This is a genomic window from Asaia platycodi JCM 25414, assembly GCF_000614545.1.
In the GTDB taxonomy this organism is placed as follows: domain Bacteria; phylum Pseudomonadota; class Alphaproteobacteria; order Acetobacterales; family Acetobacteraceae; genus Asaia; species Asaia platycodi.
The window spans coordinates 12,660-34,757 of record NZ_BAKW01000019.1; the positions used below are offsets into that span (position 1 = coordinate 12,660).

Annotated in this window: 25 protein-coding genes, 1 tRNA gene and 3 pseudogenes; 10 read left to right on the top strand and 19 right to left on the bottom strand. The window is 57.9% G+C overall.

The features are described 5' to 3' along the window. Window positions 1-83 precede the first annotated feature (83 nt). Window positions 84-572 carry an AIM24 family protein gene (locus JCM25414_RS20245; RefSeq protein ID WP_277911329.1) on the top strand — a complete coding sequence of 163 codons (489 nt, stop codon included), beginning with the start codon at window positions 84-86 and terminating at the stop codon, window positions 570-572. Between the two features lie 2 nt (window positions 573-574). Further along, window positions 575-832, top strand: a complete 258-nt coding sequence (locus tag JCM25414_RS26130) for an AIM24 family protein (protein WP_277911330.1) — start codon at window positions 575-577, stop codon at window positions 830-832. 135 nt (window positions 833-967) lie between these two features. Here the strand turns inward: JCM25414_RS26130 and JCM25414_RS12930 are convergent, their stop codons facing one another. The 8 genes and pseudogenes from JCM25414_RS12930 to JCM25414_RS12970 form a co-directional block, all read right to left on the bottom strand. Next, window positions 968-1,843: a hypothetical protein gene (locus tag JCM25414_RS12930; RefSeq protein ID WP_148301085.1), complete on the bottom strand. Its 876-nt coding sequence runs from the start codon at window positions 1,841-1,843 to the stop codon at window positions 968-970. Window positions 1,844-1,935: 92 nt separating this feature from the next. After that, window positions 1,936-2,193 carry a Tox-REase-5 domain-containing protein gene (locus JCM25414_RS12935; protein ID WP_025841911.1) on the bottom strand — a complete coding sequence of 86 codons (258 nt, stop codon included), beginning with the start codon at window positions 2,191-2,193 and terminating at the stop codon, window positions 1,936-1,938. A gap of 187 nt (window positions 2,194-2,380) precedes the next feature. Beyond that, window positions 2,381-2,854, bottom strand: coding sequence for a hypothetical protein (locus JCM25414_RS12945; RefSeq protein ID WP_025841913.1), 474 nt, complete (start codon window positions 2,852-2,854; stop codon window positions 2,381-2,383). Window positions 2,855-2,912: 58 nt separating this feature from the next. Then, the gene (locus JCM25414_RS12950) at window positions 2,913-3,275 is read right to left on the bottom strand and encodes a hypothetical protein (RefSeq protein ID WP_025841914.1); all 363 of its coding nucleotides are present in this window, start codon (window positions 3,273-3,275) and stop codon (window positions 2,913-2,915) included. 149 nt (window positions 3,276-3,424) lie between these two features. Continuing rightward, complete coding sequence (locus tag JCM25414_RS12955; RefSeq protein WP_025841915.1) at window positions 3,425-3,790, bottom strand: hypothetical protein; 366 nt, start codon at window positions 3,788-3,790, stop codon at window positions 3,425-3,427. 273 nt (window positions 3,791-4,063) lie between these two features. Next, a complete protein-coding gene (locus tag JCM25414_RS12960; RefSeq protein WP_025841916.1) occupies window positions 4,064-4,282 on the bottom strand; it encodes a hypothetical protein in 219 nt (72 codons plus the stop codon). 467 nt (window positions 4,283-4,749) lie between these two features. Then, a pseudogene (cysE, locus tag JCM25414_RS20250) lies at window positions 4,750-5,549 on the bottom strand (serine O-acetyltransferase). Further along, window positions 5,546-6,760, bottom strand: a complete 1,215-nt coding sequence (locus JCM25414_RS12970; protein ID WP_025841917.1) for a UbiH/UbiF/VisC/COQ6 family ubiquinone biosynthesis hydroxylase — start codon at window positions 6,758-6,760, stop codon at window positions 5,546-5,548. The pseudogene cysE and the gene JCM25414_RS12970 overlap by 4 nt, the downstream one beginning before the upstream one ends. Before the next feature lie 179 nt (window positions 6,761-6,939). Here JCM25414_RS12970 and glnK point away from each other — a divergent pair, with 179 nt between their 5' ends. From glnK to JCM25414_RS20255, 3 genes are read left to right on the top strand one after another with little or no spacing between them, the layout of a single operon-like run. After that, on the top strand, window positions 6,940-7,278 hold the full coding sequence (gene glnK, locus JCM25414_RS12975) for a P-II family nitrogen regulator (protein ID WP_025841918.1): 339 nt from the start codon (window positions 6,940-6,942) through the stop codon (window positions 7,276-7,278). A gap of 5 nt (window positions 7,279-7,283) precedes the next feature. Continuing rightward, window positions 7,284-8,615, top strand: coding sequence for an ammonium transporter (locus JCM25414_RS12980; RefSeq protein ID WP_025841919.1), 1,332 nt, complete (start codon window positions 7,284-7,286; stop codon window positions 8,613-8,615). Between the two features lie 27 nt (window positions 8,616-8,642). Next, window positions 8,643-9,146, top strand: a complete 504-nt coding sequence (locus tag JCM25414_RS20255; protein WP_035443465.1) for a hypothetical protein — start codon at window positions 8,643-8,645, stop codon at window positions 9,144-9,146. 80 nt (window positions 9,147-9,226) lie between these two features. Here the strand turns inward: JCM25414_RS20255 and JCM25414_RS12990 are convergent, their stop codons facing one another. Then, window positions 9,227-10,255 (bottom strand): sugar-binding transcriptional regulator, encoded by a 1,029-nt coding sequence (locus JCM25414_RS12990; protein ID WP_199897639.1) that lies wholly within the window; start codon window positions 10,253-10,255, stop codon window positions 9,227-9,229. An 89-nt stretch (window positions 10,256-10,344) separates the two neighbouring features. On the opposite strand from JCM25414_RS12990, the gene JCM25414_RS12995 reads away from it, so the two are divergent. Both JCM25414_RS12995 and JCM25414_RS13000 read left to right on the top strand, forming a co-directional pair. Beyond that, a complete protein-coding gene (locus JCM25414_RS12995; protein WP_051535882.1) occupies window positions 10,345-11,034 on the top strand; it encodes a transaldolase family protein in 690 nt (229 codons plus the stop codon). Between the two features lie 60 nt (window positions 11,035-11,094). Beyond that, a complete protein-coding gene (locus JCM25414_RS13000; protein ID WP_035443453.1) occupies window positions 11,095-12,039 on the top strand; it encodes a carbohydrate kinase family protein in 945 nt (314 codons plus the stop codon). A gap of 16 nt (window positions 12,040-12,055) precedes the next feature. Here JCM25414_RS13000 and JCM25414_RS23815 read toward each other — a convergent pair whose 3' ends face one another. The 5 genes from JCM25414_RS23815 to JCM25414_RS13015 all read right to left on the bottom strand — a co-directional run bounded on the left by JCM25414_RS23815 (window position 12,056) and on the right by JCM25414_RS13015 (window position 14,777). Then, complete coding sequence (locus JCM25414_RS23815) at window positions 12,056-12,379, bottom strand: DUF4357 domain-containing protein (protein ID WP_035443455.1); 324 nt, start codon at window positions 12,377-12,379, stop codon at window positions 12,056-12,058. 8 nt (window positions 12,380-12,387) lie between these two features. Continuing rightward, window positions 12,388-12,900 carry a GIY-YIG nuclease family protein gene (locus JCM25414_RS23820; protein ID WP_199897640.1) on the bottom strand — a complete coding sequence of 171 codons (513 nt, stop codon included), beginning with the start codon at window positions 12,898-12,900 and terminating at the stop codon, window positions 12,388-12,390. A gap of 300 nt (window positions 12,901-13,200) precedes the next feature. After that, window positions 13,201-13,497, bottom strand: coding sequence for a nucleoside hydrolase (locus JCM25414_RS25300; protein ID WP_242403573.1), 297 nt, complete (start codon window positions 13,495-13,497; stop codon window positions 13,201-13,203). Beyond that, on the bottom strand, window positions 13,413-14,327 hold the full coding sequence (locus JCM25414_RS20270) for a nucleoside hydrolase (protein ID WP_242403574.1): 915 nt from the start codon (window positions 14,325-14,327) through the stop codon (window positions 13,413-13,415). Before JCM25414_RS20270 ends, JCM25414_RS25300 begins: the two co-directional genes overlap by 85 nt. A 364-nt stretch (window positions 14,328-14,691) precedes the next feature. Continuing rightward, a tRNA-Tyr gene (locus JCM25414_RS13015) sits at window positions 14,692-14,777 on the bottom strand. Window positions 14,778-14,872: 95 nt separating this feature from the next. Between JCM25414_RS13015 and rlmB the strand changes: the two genes are divergently transcribed. Both rlmB and JCM25414_RS20275 read left to right on the top strand, forming a co-directional pair. Next, on the top strand, window positions 14,873-15,664 hold the full coding sequence (rlmB, locus tag JCM25414_RS13020; protein WP_025841923.1) for a 23S rRNA (guanosine(2251)-2'-O)-methyltransferase RlmB: 792 nt from the start codon (window positions 14,873-14,875) through the stop codon (window positions 15,662-15,664). 101 nt (window positions 15,665-15,765) lie between these two features. Continuing rightward, a pseudogene (locus JCM25414_RS20275) lies at window positions 15,766-16,763 on the top strand (zinc-binding alcohol dehydrogenase family protein). Window positions 16,764-16,775: 12 nt separating this feature from the next. Here JCM25414_RS20275 and JCM25414_RS13030 read toward each other — a convergent pair. Further along, complete coding sequence (locus JCM25414_RS13030; protein ID WP_025841924.1) at window positions 16,776-17,603, bottom strand: sulfotransferase family protein; 828 nt, start codon at window positions 17,601-17,603, stop codon at window positions 16,776-16,778. Between the two features lie 257 nt (window positions 17,604-17,860). On the opposite strand from JCM25414_RS13030, the pseudogene JCM25414_RS20280 reads away from it, so the two are divergent. After that, window positions 17,861-18,255: pseudogene (locus tag JCM25414_RS20280) on the top strand (DUF3597 domain-containing protein). A 163-nt stretch (window positions 18,256-18,418) separates the two neighbouring features. Here JCM25414_RS20280 and ptsP read toward each other — a convergent pair. From ptsP to rapZ, 4 genes are all read right to left on the bottom strand, one after another. Then, window positions 18,419-20,242 carry a phosphoenolpyruvate--protein phosphotransferase gene (gene ptsP, locus JCM25414_RS13040; protein ID WP_242403577.1) on the bottom strand — a complete coding sequence of 608 codons (1,824 nt, stop codon included), beginning with the start codon at window positions 20,240-20,242 and terminating at the stop codon, window positions 18,419-18,421. Next, window positions 20,235-20,519, bottom strand: coding sequence for an HPr family phosphocarrier protein (locus tag JCM25414_RS13045; RefSeq protein ID WP_025841926.1), 285 nt, complete (start codon window positions 20,517-20,519; stop codon window positions 20,235-20,237). Before JCM25414_RS13045 ends, ptsP begins: the two co-directional genes overlap by 8 nt. Beyond that, window positions 20,516-21,016, bottom strand: coding sequence for a PTS sugar transporter subunit IIA (locus tag JCM25414_RS13050; protein WP_025841927.1), 501 nt, complete (start codon window positions 21,014-21,016; stop codon window positions 20,516-20,518). The genes JCM25414_RS13045 and JCM25414_RS13050 overlap by 4 nt, the downstream gene beginning before the upstream one ends. A 76-nt stretch (window positions 21,017-21,092) precedes the next feature. Then, on the bottom strand, window positions 21,093-22,064 hold the full coding sequence (rapZ, locus tag JCM25414_RS13055) for an RNase adapter RapZ (RefSeq protein ID WP_025841928.1): 972 nt from the start codon (window positions 22,062-22,064) through the stop codon (window positions 21,093-21,095). Window positions 22,065-22,098: the final 34 nt, after the last annotated feature.

Genomic DNA, 22,098 nt, shown 5'->3' on the forward strand with positions numbered 1-22,098 from the left:
AGACGATCGAGTGATTTTCTCGCTGCACTGAAGCTGCCGATCGTGCCAAGCTTTGTGTCTCATTGTTTCAGGGAGCCTCTGGCATGGATGCGCAAATCGACGGGTCGCTTTTTCCGGTGCTTCGCATAGCGCTTCAGCCGGGCGAGCGCCTCGTGGCCGAGACGGGCGAACTCTCTTGGAAGAGCCCGCACGTGACCCTGAGCACGAGCACTGCCGGGGCAGGCAATAGCGGGTTTTTCGGCTCTGTTTCGCGCATGATTGCAGGCGGCGGCCTGTTCATGACCGAATATCGTGCCGAAGGGGCACCCGGCATGGTGGCCTTTGCCGCCAAGATACCGGGCCATATCACCGAGCACGCGCTGGACGGGTCGCGCGCCTATCTCGTGCATCGCCACGGGTTTATTGCCGGGACCGAAGGGGTGCGCCTCGATATGGCATTCCAGCGCAAGCTGGGCGCAGGGCTGTTCGGCGGTGAAGGCTTTGTGCTGCAACGTATCTCTGGCTACGGCCGGTTCTGGGCCGAGCTTGGAGCGAGATCATCGCGCATGATCTGGCGCCCGGTGAGCAGATAGATGTGCATCCCGGTCATGTCGGCATGTTCGAAGAGAGCGTGCAGTTCGATATCACGACGCTGCCCGGCATACGCAACAAGCTGTTCGGCGGTGATGGGCTGTTTCTGGCCAGACTGACAGGACCGGGACGGATCTGGCTTCAGACCCTTACCCTGTCCAATCTGGCAGGTGCACTTGGTCCCTACCTCGGCGCCACGGAAGCAACCGGTGCGGCAGAGGGCACGTTGCTCGGCTCGCTCGTTCGCAAGGCTTTCGACTGATTGGAGGTCGGGCCTGAATCAGTCCTTACCTTCATAGGAGCAAGAGCAGGAAATTCCCTACCCTTTGCGAAGTTGAAAATGCGTAGAAGCTTACTGCATCAAAGAACACGGATGTGTCAGGAGGCATCCGTTTCTCTACAATTTTTCAGCTCCCAATACGCTTTCACTTCCGCAGCCCCACTCGGCACGATCGATCCCCTGATCCAGCGCTTTGAATCCTGCATTTCGCAGCTTTAACCGGATTGCGTGGAGCCGGTCATCGATCTCCACGGTATCGACATTTGTAAAATCGTCAGTCAGCTTTAGTAGCATCCCCTCTCCGAGCGGTGTCATGTCGGGCTCATCCCTGAGCAGCGCGACGATTGCTGGGTTGCCGAAATATTGCAGCGGCCCGATCACTGGGCCTCCGGTTTCGGCAAGGCTCTCGCCCCGCAGATTAGGTCCGCGGATAGAGCTTCTGTACAGTGCCCTTGATGTGGTGCCGGCATCAATACAGAATCGAAAACGTGTAATGAAGAATCTTAAAATTCCCCACGACCTTTCACGGGATGACCATTTTTCGTTAACCTGCTCTTTCTCAAATTTATTGCACCAGAATGCCAGCTTGCTGAAAGGATTAACCGTCTCCAGATAGCCTGGCGAGGTGAGCGTGATATGGCATCGGGCGCTCGATTTCTTCAGATCGTAGCCGTCACTAAAGGACGACGAAAACCCACTGGCGGCGTAGGATCCGGGTAGCAGGCGATTATCACCATTGCTGCCGATATTGCGAAATCCGTTATTCTTGGAGTCTGATTGGGCCAGCGTGCACATGGCTTCGAAATTCGAGAGATCGGCTTCGATGCCCAAATTGCCATGCCGGGGTTTTGTGCCACTCACGGAGAATGGAATCTGCCACGGAGAGTGTGCAACAAAACCAGCCATGAAGTCGTGACACCAGACAATATGCTCTGATGCCGAGAGAGTGGGATCGACTCCGCTCGAATGGATAAAAAGGCTATTATTTGACATTATTGTGGCACTACCTTGATTTGGATCTTGCTCGATTCGGCATCGAATCTTCTATTTTCGAAGATTTCAAGTATCCGCTCTTTCGTGGCCTCTTAAGGAACGAACCATTCAACTACCCTCCCGTTCGCTGCGGGCAACTGTCTATTGATCTGGTCCATCACGGATTTCTCATTGAAGTCTTTTCCTGGAAGCGGCCAGCTTGTCCAGCGTTTGGCATCGAGTAAAGCGCCGGTGTTCGGGTCATATCCGTCAAATTTCACTTCCTTGCCATCAGCGCCTGCCACGACATAAGCGATATCCTTTGGAGCCCCGGCAGTCTTTATCTGATAGTTTTCCTGACCGGCGCTCAATCCTTCATGCCGAATGCCCTTCGTCCCGGGCCCTCCATCAGTTTGACCCAGGTGGAGAAATGGTAGGGCTGCAGGTTCGTCGCCCTGTATGGGGGTATGAATTCGTTGATTTGCTTCGGGTCAAGGCCAGTCAGTTTCTCGATATAAGGAAGCCGCTCCTCAATAGGCAGCCCCTCAATGATCGGCATCACAATTGTTGGATCATCACCCGTGACAAGAATAAACCGTTCGAGGTCCGCCGATGTGTCGCATCCGCCATAGGCCGCGCATGAGCGGGAATAATTCTGTCATGAGCGATATCCGACTCACGGAGATAGATATTAGATGTGAGAGGCCCGATCACGATGCCACCGACATCGGGATGAAACACCCCGTAAAGCTGTAACCGCCAGCGCGTATTGCAGAAAAAAACATGAAAGCGTTGCTCTGGCGTATAGAGGGTCGATGTCCGTAATCGCCGCGTGGCGTCATCCAGAACGACCGAGATTTGCTTGTCGATAGGGCGATCCGACCAGATATCGAATCGCTGGTAATGGAGACGATAGGCGAAAGCGGGCTGGGGATAAACCAGTATGGCGATATACAGGCCGAACGCGCCTGTCAGGCAAAGAGCGGCCCGACAGGAGGACCTCCAGATCTTTCTCCGGCCCCGATGTCCCATTTCTTACGTCCCCTGTGCTTGGACGTTCATCAGGTTGGGGATCAGATTGATCTGATCATCAACCCACATAGCCGATACGCGTTCCATGCCAAAGCTGTGCAAATTTTTCCAGCGTTATGAAAAAGAGATAGTACTCATCATCATCGACTAATGACCCCCGTATTATACGCTTTGGCCAATCGGAAAGGATCCGATCTGCTACCTCCTCGGGGGTATCGCCAGAAAATATAGGTCTATCTTCATTGTAGTCGAACTCTATTATTATATTTTTATTCATACCATATGAGAGAAATTCTTTAAACAATACTTTTTTCTCTTCTGAGTCTACATCGATTTCATCGATCCTGGTCTGGATAAATAGCGTGCGGCAGGATGTGACAGAGAAGTCCTTTAGACATTCATCCCAAACGCTATTGTCCATGAGTTCGATCCACAGTTTTGGGCAGGGAAATGCCTCCTATGAACAGGCCGTCAACCTGCTCATGGCGCCTCGGATACACTGCAACCCCCACCGGGCTAAAACGAAAAAGATAAGGTTATCGATAGGAGATAATGGAATCGTAAATAGAACTACTCTACGTAACCGATCTTTGTCCCATGGAAAAGCTGTGCAAATTTCGTTAGTGTTGAGAGATAAATTCTGAAATCCCCGTCTTCTCCCAGAAAGCCGTCAATTTTCTTGTTAGGCCATGTGGATAGTATTCTATCAGCGACGATATGGGGACTATCGCCGGAAAATATAGGTCTTTCGTTATCATAGTCATACTCTATTATTATATTATTATTCATGCCATAGATAAGAAATTCCCTGAATAAAGATTTTTTCTGTTCTGAATCCAGGTTCAAATCGTCTATTCCGGTATGTACGAACAACGTCCTGCAGGATGCTCCCGAAAAATGCTCAAGGCATTCATCCCATAGTTTTTTATTTATCATATCTGCATCCTGCCAAAATTTTTAGGTTCATAGATCAAGCATTGGCAGGATTTGATAACCCTCGCGGAAGATCAATTGTCAATTTATCAGTGGTCGCCCTTTTCCGACGACGCCGACTTGCTTTTCAGTCGGAATTCACCCTTCGCTGTTTTTACAGTCCAAACCTTCTTCACGCCGGAAAGATATCAATGGTCAAGGGACACAATGCTTCTTGAGGAAGGCTCTGCAGGCTAGCTAGTATCTAAAAGAACAAATAAGTTCCAAGAACGTCGTTCAACCTACATAGCCAAGACGCGTTCCATGCCAAAGCTGGGCAAACTTGTTCAAGGTTATGAAATAAAGAAAAAAATCCTTATCTTTTTCCAGAGAGCCTTCAATCGTTTTCTTTGGCCAGTCTGAAAGAATACGGTCGGCTACAATTTCCGGGCTCTCCCCTGAAAATACTGGTAGATCGCGATTATAGTCAAACTCAATGACTAGGTTTTTTTTCATGCCATATACAAGAAATTATTTAAACATTTCCTTCTTTTCGCAAGACGATATATCTAATTCGTCTATTCCTGTTCCTATAAGTAAAGTCTTACAGGAAGCTCCTGAGAAATCCTTGAGACATTCGTCCCACAGTTTTTTATCAATCATCTCGTAATCCTGTTAAAACCCAAGTTTTCTGAGATCGGGCTTGAGACAGCTCCTACTCTTAGAGGTTCAAGAGCAGAGATTTCGTATCTTTTCCTAATTTGCGAGAGCCTAGAGGTTTTCCTCTTCGATGAGCACATCTGTCTCTCTAGAATTTTTCAACTCCTAGGCGGCGAGATGCTATGGATAAATCGATAGGGTGGTTCTCTACGGTGCAGCCGTCTCAACTACCGCATGAATGATCTTCGTTTTCGATCCTTTTTTGTAAAAAAACCACGTCGCTGCGAGCCGGGGCCAATCCGACTCACAGCGCGCTAGGCCGGTCAGATCACGTAATCCACCGGGGGCAGGCGCTGATCCATCGCCAGGGCGGGCATGCTGGTGTGGCGCGTGCCGATGCGGCGGGCCGGATTGCCGACGACAGTGGTGTAGGGGTGGACGCTTTCCAGCACCACTGAACCTGCGCCGATCTTTGCGCCTTCCCCGAGCTCAATATTGCCGAGAACAATGGCACCGGCACCCACCAGAACACCGCGACGCACCTTGGGGTGACGATTGCCGGTTTCCTTGCCGGTGCGCCCAGTGTCACGCCTTGGAGTAGCGAGACGTCATCTTCGATAATGCAGGTCTCACCGATGATGATTCCTGCGCCATGATCGAACACCAGACGTCGCCCGAGCTGGGCGGCAGGATGAATGTCGAGGCCGAAGCGCTCGCTCACCAGACTCTGGATATGGCGGGCCAGATGCTGGCGGTCATGCTGCCAGAGCCAATGCGCGATACGATAGGCCTGAATGGCGTGATAGCCTTTGAAGAACAGGAAAGGCGTCACGTAATCCGGGCAGGCGGCATCGCGCTCGAAAATCGCGATCATGTCTTCGGCAGCGGCTTCGGCGATCTCGGGGCTTTCGATCAGAGCCGAGGTGACGAGGGCCGAGAGCACAGGCGCCGACAGGGCACGATCGGCCAGTTTGGTGCCGAGCAAGGCCGCAAGCGCGCCCTGAAAATTGCGGTGGTCGCTGATTCCGGTCGCAAACACCCCCTGAATCAGCACATCGCAGCAGACATCGCTTTGTTTGAGCATCTCCTGCCAGATGACGGTGAGATCGGGTGGCGTGCTCATAGCCCCATGGCCTTCTTCACAAAGGCGCGCCGCAGGCCCGGCAGACGGTTCATCGCCTCCAGACCCAGATCGCGCCCGAAACGCAGAACCGGATTATCATTGCCGAAAAGCCGCTCCAGCCCGTCACACGCGGCCATCATGGCCATGTTGCCGGGGCGCACACGGCGCTGATAGCGGGTGAGCAGATCGGCAGCGCCGAGATCGCCCCCTTTGGCGAAATGCTCTTCAAGCAGAGCTGTCAGGGCGATGACGTCCTTGAAGCCGACATTCAGGCCCTGTCCCGCAATCGGGTGCAGCCCATGGGCGGAATCGCCTGCCAGAGCCAGGCGGGGGGCGATATAACGCTGCGCATATTGGGCAGAAAGCGGATAGATCCAGCGGCGACCGACCGGCACGGCATTGCCAACATCGTCACCCAGACGCTGCATGATCGCTTTGGCGAAGCCGGTCTGGTCTAGGGCATAAAAGCGTTCTGCCCGGCTTGTCGATTCGGCCCAGACGATGGCCGAGCGATAGGGATGCTCGTCATTGCCAGGCAGTGGCAAACGCGCAAACGGGCCCTGAGGCAGAAAATGTTCGAGCGCACGGCCTTCATGCGGGCGGTCATGGTGGATGATGCTGATCAGCCCGCACTGATTATAGGGCAGGCGTGTCACCATGATGCCTGCCTGCTGCCGCAGCGGGCTCTGCCTGCCCTCGGCGGCGATGACCAGCGCCGCACGATAGCGTTCGCCCGAACCAAGTGTGATGGCGACGTGATCTGCTTTAAAAACGAAGCTGCCGGTTTCCGGGGCGGCGATTTCCAGGGCGCCCTCATGCGCGGTCAGGGCGTGATTGAGCGCGGCGCGCAGATCTCGTGCCTCGATCATCCAGCCGAACGGGGGTTTCTCGCCATTCTCGACAGGGGCATCTTCAGGCGAAAAGCACAGCCCACGGCGCGAGGCGGCCTGGCCGGGGCGTCCATCGCTGACGGTGATGCTGTGTATGGGCTGGGAGGGGCTCGGCAGATGCTGCCAGATTCCGGCTGCATCGAGCATACGGCGCGAGCCTTCGGTAATGGCATAGGCGCGGCCATCGAGCGACGGGTGCTCCATGCCAGGCAGAGGGGCCCGGTCAATCAGCAGGATTCGCAGACCTGAAGCCGCGAGACGGCAGGCCAGAGTCGCCCCAACCGGACCGGCGCCGTTGATGCAGATATCGACCTGTCGCATGGGGCTTGTTTCTCCACAGCCTGAATAACCGTGGCTTTTTTAATGCAGTCCTGGGAAATGGGAAATGGATCGTTATAGGCCCTTGCCAATCTCGTTATGAAACTGGCACGATTTGCGTTCATGAGAACTGGCAGAACTGTTTGCGAAAACAGTGGTCTGTTGCGGCGCGGAGGGATGTAATGAAGCTCATCACGGCGATTATCAAGCCGTTTAAACTGGACGATGTCCGTGAAGCTCTCACCCCATTAGGGGTCCAAGGGCTAACGGTTACCGAGATCAAGGGTTTCGGTCGTCAGAAGGGACAGACGGAGATTTATCGAGGGGCAGAATATCAGGTCAGTTTCCTGCCCAAGGTCAAGATCGAGATCGCCGTGACCGACGATATCGTCGATGAGGTGGTCGAAGCGATCCTCAATGCTGCCCGCACAGGCAAGATCGGCGACGGCAAGATCTTCGTGTCGCCGCTCGACACTGTCATCCGCATCCGAACCGGTGAAACGGGAGAAACCGCCATATGAGCCGCATGTTCAAGGCGCTTGCTCCTCTTTCCCTCGCCCTCACGCCACTGCCTGCTTTCGCAGCCCCTGCCGCCATCGATACGGGTGATACTGCCTGGATGCTCGTCAGCACGGCGCTCGTCCTGCTGATGACCATCCCCGGTGTAGGCCTGTTCTATGCTGGCATGGTGCGCAAGAAGAACGTGCTGGCCACGCTCATCCAGTCTTTTGCCATCTGTTGTATCGCGAGCCTTGTCTGGCTGGTGGTGGGCTACAGCCTTGCCTTTGGCACTGGCACACCCTGGATCGGCGACATGTCTCGCTTCATGCTGAACGGCGTGGCCGAGCATATCAGCAAGGGTGTCGATCAGGCCTTCACCATGGGTGCCAATTCGGCCAACCCGGTGGCGATGACCATCCCCGAGAGCGTCTGGGTCATGTTCCAGATGACTTTCGCCATCATCACACCGGCCCTGATTGCAGGCAGCTTTGCCGAGCGCATGAAGTTCTCGGCGCTCTGCGTGTTTACCGTTCTGTGGTCGCTGCTGGTCTATGCCCCGATCGCTCACTGGGTCTGGAGCCCGCTCGGCTGGGTTGCTGGTATCGGTGCGGTCGATTTCGCCGGTGGTACGGTCGTTCACATCAATTCCGGTGTGGCCGGTCTCGTAGCGGCCCTGGTTCTGGGCAAGCGTCGCGGTTACGGGCACGAAGATCTGTCGCCGTTCAACCTGACCTACGCCATCATCGGTGCTTCGCTCCTCTGGGTTGGCTGGTTCGGCTTCAACGCGGGGTCTGCCGGTGGTGCCAATGGTCGTGCAGGCATGGCCATGCTGACCACGCAGATTGCAACCGCAGGCGGTGCGATGGCCTGGATGGCCGCAGAATGGATCCATTCGCGCAAGCCGACGGCTCTGGGTATCATTTCGGGCGCGGTGGCCGGTCTGGTCGCCATTACCCCGGCTGCCGGTTTTGTTCTGGCTGGTCCGGCGCTGATCATCGGTCTTGTGGCGGGTGTCGTCTGCTTCTGGGCTTCTGCCATTCTCAAGCCGCGCCTCGGGTATGACGACAGCCTCGACGCTTTCGGCGTCCACGGCACGGGCGGCATCGTCGGCGCGCTGCTCACGGGTGTGTTCGCCTATGGTCCGCTTTCGGCCACCGATGCCAATCCTGCCGGTGTGGTGGGCTCTTTCGCCCAGTTCGTCCGTCAGGCGGAAGCGGTTGGCGTCACAATCGTCTGGTGCGTGATCTTCACCTTCATCATTCTGAAGGCGATTGACCTTACAATCGGCCTGCGTGTCACCCGTGATGAGGAACTCGAAGGTCTGGACATGGTTCTTCATGGCGAACGGATCAACTGATCCGCCTGTCCTCAAAAGGAAATGCCGATGGCACTGAAATTCTCATATGGCCACGCTCTTCTGGCCAGTCTCATGATCGGCGGAGCGGCATTCGCCAGCTCTCCGGCTCTGGCGCTGACCGCCAAGGAATGCCATGCGAAATTTCAGGCCGCCGAAAAGGCGGGCACGCTGAACGGCCAGAAATACAAGGACTTCAAGGCCGCTCAGTGCGGTGAGGTCTCGACTCAGGCAACGCAGCAAAACATGCCCGCCGCCGAGAAAGAGGCCGCTACCGACAAGAAGGTGACAAGCGAGGCCCCGGCCTCACCGGGTGCGGGCATTGCGTCCAAACCCAGCGCGGTCGCTTCCGGCAATGTCGTTTTCCCGACGGCTGTTTCAGCGCAATATGCAAAGCTCTCTGCTGGCAAGGCCCGCATGAAAACCTGTCTCGACCAGTATCATGCAAACCAGCAGAGCGGCGGCAATGGTGCGCTCAAATGGATTCAGAAGGGCGGCGGCTATTACTCGCAGTGCAATGCCAAGCTGAAATAACAGCCAGTTTTCTGCCAGCTTCAAAACGCCGCCCCTTCATGAGAGGGGCGGCATTTTTTTATGGGAGATGGCTGGCCTGGTCAGTGTGTGACGTCCTTGAGCGCCAGCAGGGCGCGCGCGGCGCCTTCGTCTGTTACGAGCGTGTGGCACCCCAGTCGCCTGATGGCTGCAAAAATCGCCCGTGCTCGCGCCACACCGCCCGAGGCGATGACAAGATGTCGCGTGTCAGCCAGTACGGAGAGCGCCACCGACATGATACGGCTGTTGAGGGGGTGATCGATTTCACGGCCCCGCCCGTCCAGAGCATGGCACATCACATCGCAAAGCGCGCCCAGCTCGACAAGGCGCGTATATTCCGCGTCGGAAATGAGGCCACGCGACAGCGCCGTCGCTCCTGCGCCGATATCGCCAACGCCCAGTATGGCCATGTCGAGCGAGGCTGCCATATGATCGAGCCGATCGAGCCCACATTTTTCGCGCAGAACACCTGCCGTTTCTGCTGAGTCCACCAGAAGCGGCGCTGGATAAAGAAAGCATTCTGCCCCCATTCGACTGGCAAGCTGCCATGCGTAATCGGTGCTGTTTTCGTGTCCTGCCTCGATCATGCCGCCCAGAAGAGAGATGACGCGCGTATCAGGCAGTCGCGAAGGGCGAAAACTGTCGAGCGAAGCGGTGAGAGTTCTGCCCCAACCGACACCGAGATTCATGCCTTCTCGCACCGTCTCCGACAGAAAACGCCCCAGCGCGGCACCGATCGATCGTGTCGCCTCATCCTGATTGCGTGCTTCTGGCACGATAATCGCCTCTGCCAGACCGAAGCGGGATTCAAGATCGGCGGCAAGGCTGAGACTTTCTTCCGAGTCGGTTGCTACCCAGATCTGCACCTCGCCGCGACGCAGAACCTCTTCCAGCAGACGGATGACCGTGGTGCGGGCCAGACCCAACGCGTCGGCGATGTCTTTCTGGGTCATCTTGCGATCGTAATACATCCAGGCCACGCGCAGACGCGTCGTCCTGTCTGACGTCACGCCCTTACCCTGCATTCGCTTCACTCGCGTCATGATCGTTTTTTCCGCAAACGCTGTGCGTCGCTCTTTCGAGTGACGCATATGTGTTCGTCAACTCTAACATATGTCCTGACAATAGGACAAAAGTACGTATTCTACCGTTCGCAAGTCGATGAGGTCAGGAGAGTGACATGGTTCAGAGAGCCGCGCCGGGCGCCCTTTCGGGTGTGAGATTATTTCTCGATACAGCTGATCGCGAGGCGCTGGCCCGCTGGCTGCCGACTGGCCTGTTTCACGGTGTCACGACTAACCCGACCATTCTCGATCGCGCCGGGTTGCGTAGCACGCTCGATGACATCGCACCGCTCATGCGCGAAATCCTGGCTCATCCGGTGCAGGAGGTGCAGGCTCAGTGCTGGGGGATAGAAACCGAGGCACTGATTGAAACCGGCCTGGCCCTTGCCGCTCTCGACCCGCGCCTCGTCGTCAAGGTGCCTATCACAGAGAATGGCATCAGAGCTGTGGCTGCCTTGCACGCGCGCGGCGTGCGTACGACGCTCACGGCGGTTTATGTCGCCCATCAGGCGTTGACTGCGGCAGCGGCAGGGTCCGATTACGTTGCGCCTTATTTCGGGCGCATCGGCGATAGCGGGCGTGATGCTCTGGCCGTTATCAGCGAAATGCAGGCCATTTTATCCGCCTCGGGCACGACGACACGCCTGCTCGTGGCCAGTTTGCGCCATGCGGAAGACATGGCGCGCCTTGCCTCGCTAGGCTGCGATACCTTCACGTTCAGCCCGATCGTCGCCGAGCAGCTTTTCTCGGATCCGCAGACGATGGAAGCCGCCGCCGTTTTCGAGGCGACCGCAGCAGGGGCATGATCACTGCGTCCTGTGACGTTTGCCGCACATCACCCGCGCTTTGCGGACGGAAAGACAGCCATGACACATTCTGTTCTCTGCCTCGGCGAGGCGGTGATCGATTTCATCCCTGTGCAGGCCGAGGGAGGGGCAGCCTATCGCCCTTGCCTGGGCGGGTCGTCCTATAATGTGGCGCGTGCTTTGGGCAGGCTCGGCGTGCCGACAGAGTATGGCTGCGCCGTGTCGACCGATCTCTTTGGCGATCAGTTCGTGGCGGGCCTTGACGAAAGCCGGGTCGGGCGGCGTTTTCTGCAAAGGCTGAATGCTCCCTCGACGCTCGGCTTCGTCAGCCTCGATCAGGCTGAACCGGCCTATGCTTTCTATGATGAGGCTGCGGCAGATCGCATTTGTGAAACGATGCCGTCCGATGCTGCGCTTTCCGGCGTCGGGACGCTGCATTTTGGCTCTATTGCGCTTCTGCGCGAGCCGACAGCCTCGGCTTATGAACAGCTCTTTCTGCGTGAGGCGGGAGGTGCCAGGCTGGTGAGCTTCGACCCGAATATTCGTGCCTCACTTGTGCGCGATGAAGGCGCCTATCGGGGGCGCATCGACAGGCTTCTTCAGGCGGCCGACATCATCAAGATCAGCAGTGCCGATCTCGACTGGCTCTTTCCCGGATTGTCGCATGAACGTGCTGCTGCCATTTGGCTGGAACATCGTGCCAGAGTTGTGGTGATCACCCACGGCAAGGACGGTGTGAGTGGCTGGAGCCGCATCTCCCACGCTCAAGCTGCCGCTATTCCTACTGAAGTGGTCGATACGGTCGGCGCCGGAGACAGCTTCATGGCGGGCTTTCTGGCCGGACTATATGAAAACGACCTGCTCACCCCTGAAAGTATGGGTCATCCCAAAGCCGCCGCCCTGCATTATGCGCTCGCCTGCGGCCAGAAAGTCGCGAGTGCCACCTGTGCCAAGCGGGGGGCGGATTCACCGTGGAGGGAGGATGTAAGATTATTGGCGGTGTGAGTTAGTGTTCTCAGCTCTACGCTTTTGAGGCTGCGGTTTTTGCCATGTCGCGCCCCATGATTTCAGAGAGCGTGTTGCCGGTTACGTCTTTCCACTCGGTCCAGCCATTGGTTGAGCGGCCATTGACCATGTCACCAGCGCTGCTAGGTGAACTAAAGCTCATGTCTTTCTCGAAATAGAGGCGCTGACCGATAATCTTAAGATCTCTCGCATCTATGAGGTCCTGTCGCTTTTTCTGGGCGCTAAGCGTGATCGATTGAAGCGAAACCTGCGCCCGACCCCAAGAGCCTTTGAGAACGACAAAGCCTGTCTCTGTATAGATGCCCTGAGCGTTTGCCATTTTGTTGCTCAGCGAGACGCTTTTGGCGGAGCCACCCTCGTGCTCAGAACCGAGTAGCCCATTTTTTTATCTGAGAGGCTCAACGAGGCGTCGGCTTGAACAAGAGGCTCGAATATGGGCTGCCCGAGTGTGGTGAGAAGAATACTGATCGTCTCGAAAATCTCCCGGCACTCTGCTTCCATTGCAGGCAGAGTGTGTGGACGTGTACCTGTAGTGCTATTTTCGATGTGGAGACGACTGGCCTTATCCGCGCGATTAAGCGACAGCCATTCGAGGTACTGGGCGTGGGTTATAGTCAGGCTGTGGGTGAGAGAAAGAGCGACCAACGCCCGGTTCCAGAAATCTTTGCTATCATGATGCTGCTTGAGACGCGCGCCAAGATTCCCTGTCTGACCGATATAGGCCTTGGCATTGCCCGTCTCAGCATCTTCACCGAACAAGAAATATATCCCCACATGACTTGCCTCGGGCATTGAGAGAAATTCGGCCAATCTCAAGCGGGGAATTTCGATGAGCTGCACGATACGCGTGGTGATTGAGGCGATGCGTATGCCTTGCGGGTCGCCATCGGGAAGAAAGATCTGAATCGTCTGTGGATGAGCCATGTATGTTTTTCTTGCTTCTAAACTGGGGGCAGATCAGGGGGGAGCACATGTTCTGATCCTGCATTCTGGCGCGTGTGGGCCCCACCGCAAAGCGCCCAGGCTCTGGCGCCTCGCGCGTAGCACGCCAATCTTGCTTCCTCCTCGTCGATCGAGTCTTTGATCGAGTCTTTTTGTAACGAGATTTTATGATCGGCCATGAGGACGTTGAGGCAACAGTTAGGGCAGAGGTCTGCCGCTCAGCGGTTTTTGCGGGGCTGCGACGAGGCGGTCCATGAGGTCTTCGAAACGGGGAATGTCGATTCTCTGCACCACGATGGTTCTACCTTCGCCCAGCCCGGGCTGATAGCCGGGCGACCAGGAGAGAATGTCGCCGTAAGACGCGCTGAATTGCGTGTTTACATCGACATAGAGATCGGCCTTCTGGATGATCAGGCTGGGGTCGAGCCAGACAGCCGCAGCAATCTCGTCCCACAGAGGAAAGCCTGCCTCTCGCGTCTTGAGCGAGCGAGCCACGGGCGTGTCAGAGCGGCCAAGCGTTTGAGCAGGGCGGGCGTCAGTTCGGTATCTGTCGAAGGATCGACCGGTATCATGGTGATCTTCGCCCAGGGCGCGCGCAAGGCAATACTGGCGCCTTCAGGGTCGAAGCGGATGTTGAATTCGCGTCGCGGCGTGTTCAGAAACTCGCGGGCGAATTGATGGGCTACCTCATCAGGGCGCGTCTGGCGCGGGTTGAGACTGCCCCCCATATAGACCAGCTCTTTGGCCAGAGAGGCGAATTCGGGGTCGAGACGCTGGGCCAAAGCGAGATTGGTGAGCGGACCTGTTGCGATGATCGAGACCTGATGCGGATAGCGATGCACCATGTCGATCATGAAGTCGGCCGCACGTTCAGACTGCGCCTTGATGGTCGGGTTGCCTTGCGGCAGATCGGGCACGACATCCGGGCCGTGATAGGGTGGCAGTTTCTGGAGGGTGGGTTCCACCCAATGCTTCATCCACACCCCTTTCCAGACCATCTTGCCGTAAAGTGTCTCCCAGCGTTCGGTCTGTGCTTCGGTATTGACGAGCGGAAAACTGGCCCCCGTAAAAACCGGCAGATCCGCGCGTCCGGCAATTTCAACGCCGCGCAGGGCATAGGCCGTGGCTTCTTTCGCCCAGGCATCACCCGTCACTGTCGTGACACCCAGAACCTGCACATTCGGGGCCTTGATGATCATCCACTGGGCGAGGGCAAACCCGTCATCATCGAGAATGACCTTGCGCGGTTCGGCGTGGGCAACGTTCAGGCCGAACCACGCCATACCCAGCCATGAAAGACCCAGGCGTACCGTTTTCGAGCGCATCGAACCGCTCCGTTTCAGGCGCTTCACTGCTAAAGGGCGTTTCGGCGGGATCGTATCAGAACACATCAGCATTTCACTCCCTGAAGGCATCGTCATAAGGCGCGCAGCCCGACTATGGGGAGCGGCTCATACGCAGCCAGAATAGAAAGGAGATTGTGTACCGTGTCGTCGATTGCATGCAATGCAGCAGCAAGGTGGCGGAGAGATAAAAAGGGAGCGTCGGAAAAGCCGCAGCCAGTCTTGGCCAGGCCTTGCTCGTGAGGGGGCGCAGGGACAGAATGCCTGATGCAAGGCGCACGAGAGGAGTCTGGTGACAGCGCCGCTAAAGAGCGGATTTCAGGACGGATTATCTAAGAAGGAGACCTGGTGGAGAGAGTTGGATTCGAACCAACGTAGGCGTACACCAGCGGATTTACAGTCCGCCCCCTTTAGCCACTCGGGCATCTCTCCAGGTCGGGACGGGAAATATGGCGGATCAGGATTGGTGTCAACGGGCATTCTTCATTTTTGTTGCAAGATGAGAGGGTTTCTCTAGAAGTGCCCTCATGTCGAAACGCCCCTCACGCCCGCCCTCTCCCCGTTCTCCGTCCGGTCGTTCGGGCCGCTCTGCCGAGGGACGTGCCGCAGCCAGCGGCTACTGGATGTATGGTCTGCATGCGGTCGAGGCAGCTCTGCGTAATGCGGATCGCCATCTGCACGAATTGCTCGTGACGAAAGAGGGGCTCTCGGCCCTTGAATCCAAACAGGCGCCAATCCGCATTTCACCCAATGTGGTGGAGCGCCAGCGCCTCGATCTGCTCTGCGAGCGTGATGCCGTGCATCAGGGCGTGTGTCTGCGTGTCGAGCCCTTAACCCCGCCCTTTCTCGATGAAGTGCTCGAAAGCCGTGAAGGCCCGCTGCTGATTCTCGATCAGGTGACCGACCCGCGCAATATCGGAGCGATCCTGCGTTCTGCTGCGGCTTTCGGTGCCGCTGCTCTGGTGGTTCAGGATCGCAATACCCCGCAGGAAGGTGGCGCACTGGCCAAGGCTGCCTCTGGCGCACTGGATGTCGTGCCTGTTCTGCGTGAGGTCAATCTGTCACGCATCATCGCCCAGCTGCAGAATGCGGGTCTTTGGACGGTTGGGCTCGATGCGGGGGGCTCGGTGCTGAACGGCCCGAGCTATGCCGGCCGTCGCGTGGCGCTGGTGCTGGGTGCCGAGGGTGCGGGGCTGCGCCGCCTGACACGCGAAAGCTGCGACGAGATTGCCAGCGTCTTCATGCCCGGCGATATGGAGAGCCTGAACGTTTCTAACGCAGCTGCTGTCGCTCTTTACGAACTCGTTCGTCCAGTCTGAATGGATGATGGCTGCCCGGAGATGCGTGAAGCCGCTGCTTCGGGCATGATGACTGTGCTAGGATCGCTTTTTCATCGTGTTGCCACGAAGGAGAAGTCCAGATGAAAGCGGTCGGCTATAAGGCGCCCGGAGCGCCTGACATCCTGCAGGATATAGAACTTCCCGATCCGGCGCCGCCAACGGGGCGCGATCTGCTGGTTCGGGTCCGGGCCGTCTCCATCAATCCGGTCGATACCAAGATCCGCCAGCGTGCGGGTGCGCTGGAGGGCGAAGCCTGTCGCGTTCTGGGCTGGGATGCTGCCGGCATTGTCGAGGCCATCGGTCCCGATGTGCGTTTTTTCCGCCCCGGCGATCGTGTTTTCTATGCGGGAGCCTGATGCGTCAGGGTAGCAATGCGGAACAGCAACTTGTCGAGGAAACGCTGGTTGGCCACATGCCCGAAGGGCTGGATTGGGGGCAGGCTGCCTCACTGCCCCTGACGGCCGTGACGGCGTGGGAAATGCTTTTTGACCGTCTGGCCGTCGATCATCTGACGTCTGGAGCGCTTCTTGTCGTGGGCGGCGCTGGCGGTGTCGGGTCGATCCTTGTCCAGATCGCCCGCAAGCTGACCGGTCTGACCGTTATCGCCACAGCGTCGCGTCCCGAAACGCGTGACTGGGTGCAGAAAATGGGCGCGCACCATGTTGTCGATCATCGCTGTGACATCGTCGCGCAGATCAGGGCGCTGGGTTTCGAGCACGTCACCCATATCGCTTCCCTGACTGCCAGCGACCGTCATCAGGCCTGTTATGAAGAGGTGCTCGCGCCACAAGGTCGTCTCAGTCTGATCGATGATCCTGCGCAGTTCGATATCATGGGCTTCAAGCGTAAGAGTGCCGTGATCTCATGGGAGTTCATGTTCACCCGCTCACTCTTCGCGACGCCAGACCGCGCCCGCCAGCATGATATTCTCGAACAGATCTCATCTCTGGTGCAGGCGGGTGACCTCGTGCCGACAGAATATCGGCGCGTCACGGGGCTAGATGCCGAAACCCTGACGGCGCTGCATCGTGAAAGCGAAAGCGGCACGAGCATTGGCAAGACCGTTCTGGTTTTCTGATCTCCGCTCGCTTCAGGCTAGAATGCGGACACCGTTTTGCGCTGCTTCTGGCCTGCGCCAGAACATGCCACCCGCCAGATTTTCCTGCACTGACGGGGGAAGAATGCAGCGTCGTTCCTCAAAGCTGACTTTCGGGCGAAGCTTGTGCAGGCCGGGTGTAGAGAGAGCCTGATCGAACGCGGTGTGATCGTGGCTCTCGACTTGCTCGAAATCGTATTCATACGCGGGCAGGCCCAGCTCGCGGGTCAGGTTATCAAGCGTGGCCTTTGGATAACGGGCAAGATAATCGTAATCGAGCATGATGAGCCGGTTGGCGAAGGGGCCATGAAATGCCTCGATCAGCACGCGCCATGCATAGCCGAAGACGCCATCGGTCGAGAGCAGATGGTCGAGCCTGTCATGCTGAGTGGCGCGTTTCCCGATTGGCACGAGATGCGAGGACAGGATGGGGTCACGCACAATGAGGCGTTCCAGCGAGTCCATGATCCAGATCGGATCGCGTACGCAGCAGATGACTTTGGCCCTGGGAAAGATCGTGTCGATTAGCCCCAGCCGCGCGCACCAGTCGCGATGGGTGTCGATAATCATGCGTCGCTCGGCGCCAGAGGCATAATAGCTATCAAGGATCTGCCTCAGCACCCTGTCACGCTTGCCTGAGTGGAAATCGGCAGCATATTCGCCCTCTGCCATGAGAGACGAGACACGCAGGATCATGGGCGCGACGGGCGACGAGCGCCCCGATGTCACGAGAGCCGGATTTTGCGAGAGCAGGGCGGAAAGCAGCGTGGAGCCGGAGCGCGGAAGGCCGGAAATGAAATGGACGTTTGGGCTGGGTGGCATCGCACAGGCTGATCCTCTGAAATGGTGGAAAACTCCGCCTATCGGGCTGTCAGCGTCCCCGCAATGGGGTGTCGATGTCGCAAATATGTATCAAAAAAAGCACAGGCAAGAAAAAACCTTCGCGTTTCTGATGCGATAAGACTTTTCCAATCCAAATGATGCGCGAAGATCGCATGTCACTTTTCGTTACGACATGAAACATGTAGATACCCGGCCTGGTGGCCGGAGTCGTGCGTCGATCACCAGGGAGAGCCAGAATGGGCATTTTCAGCACCATCATGACAAAGATCTTCGGTCACGCCGAGCTGCGCCCGCAAGTGGCTCGGCAGGCAGCACCGCTGCCTCTGCGGTCGAGACCAATGCGTCTTCTGCCACGCCGTCCGCGCCGGCTACGCCGGTCGACGTCGATGCGGTGCTGACACATCTTGCTTCCGAGAAGGGCCAGGCCCTGAACTGGCGCACGTCGATTGTCGATCTCCTGAAGCTGCTCGACATGGATAGCTCGCTCGATGCGCGCAAGCATCTGGCGCAGGAACTGCATTATACCGAGAGCACGGAAGACAGCGCCGCCATGAATGTATGGCTGATCCGTCAGGTCATGCAGAAGCTTGCCGAAAACGGCGGCAAGGTTCCTGAAGATCTCCGTCACTGACACTGGATGGTTCGTCTTGCGGGCGATAAATCGGGAGACGATAGAGCCTGATCGTGCATTGCTGAGCGCGATCAGGGCTCAGCCTGTTTTGCGCCAGTCATGCGCTCCAGCCTGGCAGTTCCGTCTGATAGGGTTGGACAGAAAGAGGGGCGTCGACGCTTTCCTAGTTCGCGAACTCGCGTACAAGCTGGGTGAGCTGGATCGGGTCTTCCACCAGCATGGCCCGGCGGTAGAGGTCGTCGCAGGCTTCGATACTGAGCGAGCGGACCATGCGCTTTACGGCTGGCAGCGACGCCGCAGACATCGAAAACGACCGCAGTCCCATGCCGATCAGGAGGGCCACGCTGCGCGGGTCTGCCGCCATCTCGCCGCAGACGCAGATCGGGCGATGCGCCCGCAGCGCCTCATCAACAGAAAAACGCACCAATCTCAGTAGGCTGGGGTGCAGCGCAGTATACAGCTCTGAGCCCATGGCCGCAGAGCGATCGACGGCGAGGGTGTACATCGTCAGATCATTGGTGCCCAGAGCCAGAAATTCCGCCTGTCGCACCAGAGCTCCGGCCGTCAGAGCAGCGGCGGGCGTCTCGATCATCACGCCGAGCGGCGGTAGCTCGGCGGGTAGCTTCACGCCACGGCGACGCAGCCTTCTGGCGCAGCGCTCGTAAATCTGGCGTGTCGCGATGACTTCATTGACCGAACTGACCATCGGCAGAAGGATGCGGCACTTGCCTTCGAGGCTGGCACGCAGGATGGCGCAGAGCTGGTCTTCCAGAATTTCCGGGTGGCGAAGCAGCAGCCGCAAACCTCTCACGCCCAGAGCCGGGTTTTCCTCTTCCCGCTCGTCGTTGATGCCGAGCTGCCTCAGTCGGGCCAGGCCTTTTTCGCCGCCCCAGTCGAGCACCCTGATGGTTGTGGACATGCCCTGCATATCGGCAAGAAGCGCGGCATAGACAGCATATTGCCCATCTTCATCGGGCAGGGGCGCGCTCTCATCGAAGAGGAATTCGGTGCGCAGCAGCCCTATTCCCGACGCACCGTTGCGATGCAGCAGGGGTAGTTCGTTGGCGATCTCGATATTGGCGAGAAGCTCAACATCCTCACCGCTGATCAGGCGGCTCGGAAGACGACGCAGGCGTCCGATGCCTTTGCGTTCGCGTGCTTCTTCGGCCATCGCTGCACGGGCCTGCGCCAGTGTCGAGCTATCGGGATTGATGGTGACCCGCCCGCTCGCTCCGTCGACGATCAGCAGGCTGCCATCCTCAATCAGAGACGTCAGATGCGGCACGGCCAGCACAGCGGGTACGTTCAGTGCACGCAGCATGATCGCCGTATGATCGGTCGCGCCGCCTGCTTCCGACAGCACGGCGGCGATACGGTTCGGGTCGATCACGGCTGCATCGGCGGGCCTGATCTGTTCCGCTACCAGAATCGATCCGCTCGGAACGTCGGAGAAGGCACGGAACGACACGCCGGTCAGATTTCGCAGCAGCCTGCGGGCGACCTCGCGGAACTCGCCTTCGCGACGTTTTGCGCCTTCGATTTCCTCTTCCGGCATGCCGGGCTGCGGCCCGGCCTGGGCCGCGAGGATGTCGCTTTCGAGTTGTACTGCTGCTTCTGCTGTCAGTCCGTCTGCGACGAGGCGACGATGGGCAGCGCGCACGAGCCGTGACTGACTGAGCATTCGCTCATAGACGATAAGCATTGCATCGATTTCAATGCGACCCTCATCGGGCAGGCTGGTCAGTTTGCCTCGCAGCTTCTTGAGCTGTTTGAGAGTGAGCGCGATTGCCTGATCGAGGCGCGTACGCTCTGCCTCTGCGGTCAATTGTGATGGCAAGGCCTTGATGGTTGGCAGCGGACGCTCATGGGTCAGGCTCGCGCGCGCAATCACGATGCCCGCTGAAATCCCTGTGCCTTGCAGGGTCTTCATCGGTCGGTCATCCGGCAGGGCGATATCGCTCGACGGGCGGCGCAGTCTCTTAATCACGTTCGCCAAAGCCGTCGGAGACGAGCACGATCAGGGCATCGATGGCGGCGCTGGCCTGAGGGCCGCTCGCCAGAATCCTGACCATCTCTCCGCGCCCGGCACCCAGCATCATCAGTCCCATGATCGACAGCGCCGAAACACGCTGGTCGTGACGGCTTACCTCGATCGTGGCGTCGAAGCTCTCGGCAAGCGTGACGAATTTCGCTGCGGCGCGGGCGTGCAGGCCAAGCCGGTTGACGATGGTCACATCGCGTTCCAGCGCCGGGCCTGCGCTCATCGTGCGACCTGACGCAGAGGCGTCAAAAGCGGGGAGATGGGGGGAACGTAGCTCATGGTAGTATTGACTACCATTTCACAGCTTTTGCCGCCTTGCAAACAGGACTCAGGCAGCTGATAGGCGGCGGCAATATATTTGCGGCCTGCCATTGTCGCCAGTTCGGCACATTCGGCCAGACTGCGCTTGCAGCGTGTCTTGGCCAGCTTGACCAGCATCGGCACATTGACGCCGGCCAGAACTTCGATACGGCCTTCTTCACGCAGGGAGAGGGCGAGGTTTGAAGGGGTGCTGCCGAAAATATCGGTCAGGAGAAGCACGCCGTCACCGGCTTCGACGGCACTGATGGCAGCGTTGAGCTGGGTTCGGGCAAGAGCGACGTCATCATCGGGCATGACGCCCATCACGGCGATCTGGGCCTGCGGGCCCACCACGTGGGTGACGATTTCGAGAAGGGACTGAGCGAGAGAACCGTGGGTGACAAGAACGATCCCGATCATCGGGGCCTTCCTTCAAGGGGTCTGTAACGCCAGAAATCTGGCGACCCCATGAGATATCGGTCATCAATCGCGGTTATCAAGACGGCTCTGTCCGTATCTGTTCATCCGGCGTGACACGGTGTTGTGGAGGCCGCACCCATCGCCATGAGCTGCGTCCCTGCCGTGCCAGTTCCCGATGCATGACGGCGATTGGCCCGTCTGACAAGAGCGTAATGTCTTCGGAGTTCCCTAACGCGGCCGCAATCTCTTCAACAAGTGTTACAGAGCGGTGCTGACCGCCCGAACAGCCTATGGCGATCGTTGCATGTTTTTTTCCTTCGGCTACGAAACGAGGCAATACAAGTCTCAGCAAGCCAAGGATTTGCGAAAGGAATAATGCGTAATCGGGGTCGCGTCGCACGTATTCGCGTACGTCTTCGTCAAGCCCGGTCATGGCCTTCAGGGCCGCATCATAATGCGGATTACGCAGAAAACGCGCATCGAACACCAGATCGGCCTCACGGGGCAGACCGGCGGGGTAGGCGAAAGAAAGCAGGGTCGTTGTCATGGAGTCGCCATCGTTCTGATGGCCGAATCGCGACTCGATGAGCCGACGCAGATCGGGCGGTGGCAGATCTGACGTATCGATCACCAGATCGGCCGCACCGCGCAGCGGCATGAGAAGGCCGATTTCCTGTTCGATACTGCCCATGAGACCGGGGCCGCTGCCTGTGTTGGCATCGAGCGGGTGGCGGCGGCGCGTGGCGGTAAAGCGGCGCAGCAGCACATCGGTCTCGGCAGTAGCGTAGATCAGCTCGACATGCTGCGGCCCAGGCTGGGCGCGCAGTTTGGCCAGCGCTTCGAGCACGATGCTGGCTTCAAAGCCGCGGGTGCGGGCATCGATGCCAATGGCGAGCGGATGTTCCGTGCGGGCGACCAGCGCGTCGAGCAGGTTCAGGGGCGGATTATCGGTTACCTCGTAACCGAGATCTTCAAGAATGCGCAGGATGGAAGACTTGCCTGCCCCGGACAGCCCGGTGACAAGCAGAACGCGTCGCGCGGGAATCACAGACCGCCCCTCCTGTCATCAAAGCCGGGATACA

Coding starts and splice junctions, on each gene's coding strand:
- JCM25414_RS20245 (WP_277911329.1), top strand. CDS start 84: ATGGATGCGCAAATCGACGGGTCGCTTTTTCCGGTGCTTCGCATAGCG.
- JCM25414_RS12930 (WP_148301085.1), bottom strand. CDS start 1,843: ATGTCAAATAATAGCCTTTTTATCCATTCGAGCGGAGTCGATCCCACT.
- JCM25414_RS12945 (WP_025841913.1), bottom strand. CDS start 2,854: ATGGGACATCGGGGCCGGAGAAAGATCTGGAGGTCCTCCTGTCGGGCC.
- JCM25414_RS12950 (WP_025841914.1), bottom strand. CDS start 3,275: ATGGACAATAGCGTTTGGGATGAATGTCTAAAGGACTTCTCTGTCACA.
- JCM25414_RS12955 (WP_025841915.1), bottom strand. CDS start 3,790: ATGATAAATAAAAAACTATGGGATGAATGCCTTGAGCATTTTTCGGGA.
- JCM25414_RS12960 (WP_025841916.1), bottom strand. CDS start 4,282: ATGAAAAAAAACCTAGTCATTGAGTTTGACTATAATCGCGATCTACCA.
- JCM25414_RS12970 (WP_025841917.1), bottom strand. CDS start 6,760: ATGCGACAGGTCGATATCTGCATCAACGGCGCCGGTCCGGTTGGGGCG.
- glnK (WP_025841918.1), top strand. CDS start 6,940: ATGAAGCTCATCACGGCGATTATCAAGCCGTTTAAACTGGACGATGTC.
- JCM25414_RS12980 (WP_025841919.1), top strand. CDS start 7,284: ATGTTCAAGGCGCTTGCTCCTCTTTCCCTCGCCCTCACGCCACTGCCT.
- JCM25414_RS20255 (WP_035443465.1), top strand. CDS start 8,643: ATGGCACTGAAATTCTCATATGGCCACGCTCTTCTGGCCAGTCTCATG.
- JCM25414_RS12990 (WP_199897639.1), bottom strand. CDS start 10,255: ATGCGTCACTCGAAAGAGCGACGCACAGCGTTTGCGGAAAAAACGATC.
- JCM25414_RS12995 (WP_051535882.1), top strand. CDS start 10,345: ATGGTTCAGAGAGCCGCGCCGGGCGCCCTTTCGGGTGTGAGATTATTT.
- JCM25414_RS13000 (WP_035443453.1), top strand. CDS start 11,095: ATGACACATTCTGTTCTCTGCCTCGGCGAGGCGGTGATCGATTTCATC.
- JCM25414_RS23815 (WP_035443455.1), bottom strand. CDS start 12,379: ATGGCAAACGCTCAGGGCATCTATACAGAGACAGGCTTTGTCGTTCTC.
- JCM25414_RS20270 (WP_242403574.1), bottom strand. CDS start 14,327: ATGCGCTCGAAAACGGTACGCCTGGGTCTTTCATGGCTGGGTATGGCG.
- rlmB (WP_025841923.1), top strand. CDS start 14,873: ATGTCGAAACGCCCCTCACGCCCGCCCTCTCCCCGTTCTCCGTCCGGT.
- JCM25414_RS13030 (WP_025841924.1), bottom strand. CDS start 17,603: ATGCCACCCAGCCCAAACGTCCATTTCATTTCCGGCCTTCCGCGCTCC.
- JCM25414_RS13045 (WP_025841926.1), bottom strand. CDS start 20,519: ATGAGCGCAGGCCCGGCGCTGGAACGCGATGTGACCATCGTCAACCGG.
- JCM25414_RS13050 (WP_025841927.1), bottom strand. CDS start 21,016: ATGATCGGGATCGTTCTTGTCACCCACGGTTCTCTCGCTCAGTCCCTT.